The 5,414-nt window shown below is 52.6% G+C and carries 2 tRNA genes and 3 rRNA genes; all 5 read left to right on the top strand.

What is annotated here, in order from left to right:
• The first annotated feature begins 136 nt into the window (after positions 1 to 136).
• The 5 genes from ACSQ2F_RS22960 (at position 137) to rrf (ending at position 5,371) form a co-directional block, all read left to right on the top strand.
• Positions 137 to 1,667 (top strand): 16S ribosomal RNA (locus tag ACSQ2F_RS22960).
• 126 nt (positions 1,668 to 1,793) lie between these two features.
• Positions 1,794 to 1,870 (top strand) — tRNA-Ile (locus tag ACSQ2F_RS22955).
• A gap of 9 nt (positions 1,871 to 1,879) precedes the next feature.
• Positions 1,880 to 1,955: transfer RNA gene (locus ACSQ2F_RS22950), tRNA-Ala, on the top strand.
• A gap of 269 nt (positions 1,956 to 2,224) precedes the next feature.
• Positions 2,225 to 5,103: ribosomal RNA gene (locus ACSQ2F_RS22945) — 23S ribosomal RNA — on the top strand.
• 155 nt (positions 5,104 to 5,258) lie between these two features.
• Positions 5,259 to 5,371: ribosomal RNA gene (rrf, locus tag ACSQ2F_RS22940) — 5S ribosomal RNA — on the top strand.
• The 16S, 23S and 5S rRNA genes sit together here with 2 tRNA genes alongside, the layout of an rRNA operon.
• The last annotated feature ends 43 nt before the right edge of the window (positions 5,372 to 5,414 follow it).

Raw genomic sequence — 5,414 nt, 5'->3', positions numbered from 1 at the left:
TCTTTAAAAATTAACAGCCGATAAGTGTGGGCGTTTGAAGGCGAGTGCCAAGAGTCGCAAGACTCGAGGTCTCATGGACCTTAAACGCTCATAGAAGTGAAGTTCACTTCAATTCTTTGAGTAAATTATCAAGATCGAACTGAAGAGTTTGATCCTGGCTCAGATTGAACGCTGGCGGCATGCCTTACACATGCAAGTCGAACGGCAGCACGGGAGCAATCCTGGTGGCGAGTGGCGAACGGGTGAGTAATATATCGGAACGTGCCCAGTAGTGGGGGATAGCCCGGCGAAAGCCGGATTAATACCGCATACGACCTACGGGTGAAAGCGGGGGATCGCAAGACCTCGCGCTATTGGAGCGGCCGATATCAGATTAGCTAGTTGGTGGGGTAAAAGCCTACCAAGGCGACGATCTGTAGCTGGTCTGAGAGGACGACCAGCCACACTGGGACTGAGACACGGCCCAGACTCCTACGGGAGGCAGCAGTGGGGAATTTTGGACAATGGGCGCAAGCCTGATCCAGCCATGCCGCGTGTGGGAAGAAGGCCTTCGGGTTGTAAACCACTTTTGTCAGGGAAGAAACGGCTCTTACTAATATTAGGAGCTAATGACGGTACCTGAAGAATAAGCACCGGCTAACTACGTGCCAGCAGCCGCGGTAATACGTAGGGTGCAAGCGTTAATCGGAATTACTGGGCGTAAAGCGTGCGCAGGCGGCTATGCAAGACAGATGTGAAATCCCCGGGCTCAACCTGGGAACTGCATTTGTGACTGCATGGCTAGAGTACGGTAGAGGGGGATGGAATTCCGCGTGTAGCAGTGAAATGCGTAGATATGCGGAGGAACACCGATGGCGAAGGCAATCCCCTGGACCTGTACTGACGCTCATGCACGAAAGCGTGGGGAGCAAACAGGATTAGATACCCTGGTAGTCCACGCCCTAAACGATGTCAACTGGTTGTTGGACGGCTTGCTGTTCAGTAACGAAGCTAACGCGTGAAGTTGACCGCCTGGGGAGTACGGCCGCAAGGTTGAAACTCAAAGGAATTGACGGGGACCCGCACAAGCGGTGGATGATGTGGTTTAATTCGATGCAACGCGAAAAACCTTACCTACCCTTGACATGTCAGGAATCCCGCAGAGATGTGGGAGTGCTCGAAAGAGAACCTGAACACAGGTGCTGCATGGCCGTCGTCAGCTCGTGTCGTGAGATGTTGGGTTAAGTCCCGCAACGAGCGCAACCCTTATCATTAGTTGCTACGCAAGGGCACTCTAATGAGACTGCCGGTGACAAACCGGAGGAAGGTGGGGATGACGTCAGGTCATCATGGCCCTTATGGGTAGGGCTACACACGTCATACAATGGCCGGTACAGAGGGCTGCCAACCCGCGAGGGGGAGCTAATCTCAGAAAACCGGTCGTAGTCCGGATCGTAGTCTGCAACTCGACTGCGTGAAGTCGGAATCGCTAGTAATCGCGGATCAGCTTGCCGCGGTGAATACGTTCCCGGGTCTTGTACACACCGCCCGTCACACCATGGGAGCGGGTTCTGCCAGAAGTAGTTAGCCTAACCGCAAGGAGGGCGATTACCACGGCAGGGTTCGTGACTGGGGTGAAGTCGTAACAAGGTAGCCGTATCGGAAGGTGCGGCTGGATCACCTCCTTTCTGGAAATTGCACTCAAATTCTTGCGCCCACGCTTATCGGCTGTAGTTCACAACAGTGTGAAATGTGAGCCGGCAAATGCGTCCTGGCGCTGCCCAGGCCCTTGGCGCTTCACTAAGAAGATTGCAGGGTCTGTAGCTCAGTTGGTTAGAGCACCGTCTTGATAAGGCGGGGGTCGTTGGTTCGAGACCAACCAGACCCACCAATATTCATTGGGGGATTAGCTCAGCTGGGAGAGCACCTGCTTTGCAAGCAGGGGGTCGTCGGTTCGATCCCGTCATCCTCCACCATTCACCACGATGTTCGTCGTTGACACAAGAGTCCATTCGGGCGTTTGCGTCAGCGATTCGAAAGAATCGGCTGTTGTTCTTTAACAATTCGTAGAGTCGAAAATCAGAAGTTGCTGTCGGAAAGCGTCGCAAGACGCACCGTGCCGACAGCAATCGTTTTTGATTGCGTCAACAACAATTCAACTCGAAAGAGATTGAATCGGCATAACGCGTAATACTCAAATATGAGTCCTTGACGATACCGCCAGTCAGCGGTGTCAAAGTTATAGGGTCAAGTGACTAAGTGCATGTGGTGGATGCCTTGGCGATTACAGGCGACGAAGGACGTGATAGCCTGCGATAAGCTTCGGGGAGCTGGCAAATTAGCTTTGATCCGGAGATTTCCGAATGGGGAAACCCACCCGCAAGGGTATCGCATACTGAATACATAGGTATGCGAGGCGAACCGAGTGAACTGAAACATCTCAGTAGCTCGAGGAAAAGACATCAACCGAGATTCCGAAAGTAGTGGCGAGCGAAATCGGAAGAGCCTGCACGTTTTAGCACTCTTGATATCAGAACGGAATGGAAAGTCCGGCCATAGTGGGTGATAGCCCCGTATGAAAAATCTCGAGTGTGGAACTAGGCGTGCGACAAGTAGGGCGGGACACGTGTAATCCTGTCTGAATATGGGGGGACCATCCTCCAAGGCTAAATACTCGTAATCGACCGATAGTGAACTAGTACCGTGAGGGAAAGGCGAAAAGAACCCCGGGAGGGGAGTGAAATAGATCCTGAAACCGCATGCATACAAACAGTCGGAGCCTGGAAACGGGTGACGGCGTACCTTTTGTATAATGGGTCAGCGACTTACATTCAGTGGCAAGGTTAACCGAATAGGGAAGCCGTAGAGAAATCGAGTCCGAATAGGGCGTTCAGTCGCTGGGTGTAGACCCGAAACCAAGTGATCTATCCATGGCCAGGATGAAGGTGCCGTAACAGGTACTGGAGGTCCGAACCGACTAGTGTTGCAAAACTAGCGGATGAGCTGTGGATAGGGGTGAAAGGCTAAACAAACTTGGAAATAGCTGGTTCTCTCCGAAAACTATTTAGGTAGTGCCTCAAGTATTACCGTCGGGGGTAGAGCACTGTTATGGCTAGGGGGTCATGGCGACTTACCAAACCATTGCAAACTCCGAATACCGATGAGTACAGCTTGGGAGACAGTGCACCGGGTGCTAACGTCCGGACACAAGAGGGAAACAACCCAGACCGCCAGCTAAGGTCCCCAAAATTGGCTAAGTGGGAAACGAAGTGGGAAGGCTAAAACAGTCAGGATGTTGGCTTAGAAGCAGCCATCATTTAAAGAAAGCGTAATAGCTCACTGATCGAGTCGTCCTGCGCGGAAGATGTAACGGGGCTAAGCCAGTTACCGAAGCTGCGGATGTGCAATTTATTGCACGTGGTAGGAGAGCGTTCTGTACGCCTGTGAAGGTGGCTTGTGAAGGCTGCTGGAGGTATCAGAAGTGCGAATGCTGACATGAGTAGCGTTAAAGGGGGTGAAAAGCCCCCTCGCCGAAAGCGCAAGGTTTCCTACGCAACGTTCATCGGCGTAGGGTGAGTCGGCCCCTAAGGCGAGGCAGAGATGCGTAGCTGATGGGAAACAGGTCAATATTCCTGTACCGATATGTAGTGCGATGTGGGGACGGAGAAGGTTAACTCAGCCGGGTGTTGGATGTCCCGGTTCAAGCGTGTAGTCGTATCCCTTAGGCAAATCCGGGGGAATTAGATGAGGCGTGATAACGAGGCGGCTTGCCGCTGAAGTGAGTGATACCCTGCTTCCAGGAAAAGCCACTAAGCTCCAGCTACATACGACCGTACCGCAAACCGACACTGGTGCGCGAGATGAGTATTCTAAGGCGCTTGAGAGAACTCTGGAGAAGGAACTCGGCAAATTGACACCGTAACTTCGGAAGAAGGTGTGCCTTTAGTAGGTGACCCATTTACTTGGTGAGCCCAATAAGGCCGCAGAGAATCGGTGGCTGCAACTGTTTATTAAAAACACAGCACTCTGCAAAGACGAAAGTCGACGTATAGGGTGTGACTCCTGCCCGGTGCTGGAAGATTAAATGATGGGGTGCAAGCTCTTGACTGAAGTCCCAGTAAACGGCGGCCGTAACTATAACGGTCCTAAGGTAGCGAAATTCCTTGTCGGGTAAGTTCCGACCTGCACGAATGGAGTAATGATGGCCACACTGTCTCCTCCAGAGACTCAGCGAAGTTGAAATGTTTGTGATGATGCAATCTCCCCGCGGAAAGACGGAAAGACCCCATGAACCTTTACTGTAGCTTTACATTGGACTTTGAACAGATCTGTGTAGGATAGGTGGGAGGCTTTGAAGCGGCGCCGCTAGGTGTCGTGGAGCCAACGTTGAAATACCACCCTGGTGTGTTTGAGGTTCTAACCTTGGCCCGTTATCCGGGTTGGGGACAGTGTATGGTGGGCAGTTTGACTGGGGCGGTCTCCTCCCAAAGCGTAACGGAGGAGTTCGAAGGTACGCTAGGCACGGTCGGAAATCGTGCTGATAGTGCATAGGCATAAGCGTGCTTGACTGCGAGACTGACAAGTCGAGCAGGTACGAAAGTAGGACTAAGTGATCCGGTGGTTCTGTATGGAAGGGCCATCGCTCAACGGATAAAAGGTACTCTGGGGATAACAGGCTGATACCGCCCAAGAGTTCATATCGACGGCGGTGTTTGGCACCTCGATGTCGGCTCATCTCATCCTGGGGCTGTAGCCGGTCCCAAGGGTATGGCTGTTCGCCATTTAAAGAGGTACGTGAGCTGGGTTTAAAACGTCGTGAGACAGTTTGGTCCCTATCTTCCGTGGGCGCTGCAAGATTGAGAGAGCCTGCTCCTAGTACGAGAGGACCGGAGTGGACGCACCTCTGGTGTATCGGTTGTCACGCCAGTGGCATCGCCGAGTAGCTAAGTGCGGAAGAGATAACCGCTGAAAGCATCTAAGCGGGAAACTCGTCTCAAGATAAGTCTTGCCGGGGCCTTGAGCCCCCTGAAGAGTCGTTCGAGACCAGGACGTTGATAGGCTGGGTGTGGAAGCGCAGTAATGCGTTAAGCTAACCAGTACTAATTGCTCGTGAGGCTTGACCCTATAACTTTGACTTGAAGTCAAAGACACGTTATGCCATAATCGTTGGCTGGCGTAATCAAGAACACTTCTGATTGCAGCTGATCGCTCCCAAGAGCATCAGCTCCGACTCTGCGAATTGGCTGTCCTGCCCACAGGCACGACAGCGAACGGTTAAGCCTGATGACCATAGCGAGGTGGTCCCACTCCTTCCCATCCCGAACAGGACAGTGAAACGCCTCAGCGCCGATGATAGTGCGGATTCCCGTGTGAAAGTAGGACATCGTCAGGCTATTAATTGCAAAGCCCTCGTCACGGCGTGACGAGGGCTTTTG

Source organism: Rhizobacter sp. LjRoot28, from assembly GCF_964253025.1.
In the GTDB taxonomy this organism is placed as follows: Bacteria; Pseudomonadota; Gammaproteobacteria; order Burkholderiales; family Burkholderiaceae_C; genus Rhizobacter.
This window is presented reverse-complemented; position numbering and strand designations above follow the sequence as displayed.